Genomic DNA, 306 nt, shown 5'->3' with positions numbered 1-306 from the left:
CGCGGTCCTGAGCGACCCGGACCAGGTCGCCGCGCGCGTGGTGGCCATGGCGAGCGGCCAGGAGATCACTGCCGCGGGCGGGGCGCACGTGGTGATCGACGCGGCGTCGGTGTGCGTGCACGGCGACACCCCCGGTGCGCTCGACGTGGCCCGCCGGGTGCGGGGCGACCTGGAGGCCGCCGGCGTGGAGGTGGCGCCGTTCGTGGAGCCGCCCGGGGCCGGGTAGGTCCGGTCCGCCATGACGACGACGAGGATCCGCCCCTGCGGAGAGGCGGCGCTGTTGCTGGAGTGCGCGGATCTCGCGGC

Annotated in this window: 1 protein-coding gene; it reads left to right on the top strand. The window is 77.1% G+C overall.

The genetic code is table 11. The annotated features are described in order from the left end of the window. A partial coding sequence (locus ACWIE7_RS19395) for a LamB/YcsF family protein (RefSeq protein WP_454070365.1) occupies positions 1–226 on the top strand: 226 nt, incomplete at its 5' end. Positions 227–306: the final 80 nt, after the last annotated feature.

The organism is Dietzia sp. NPDC055343 (assembly GCF_053645265.1).
The sequence above is the reverse complement of the archived record's forward strand: the minus strand, read 5'-3'. Positions and strand labels throughout refer to the sequence as shown.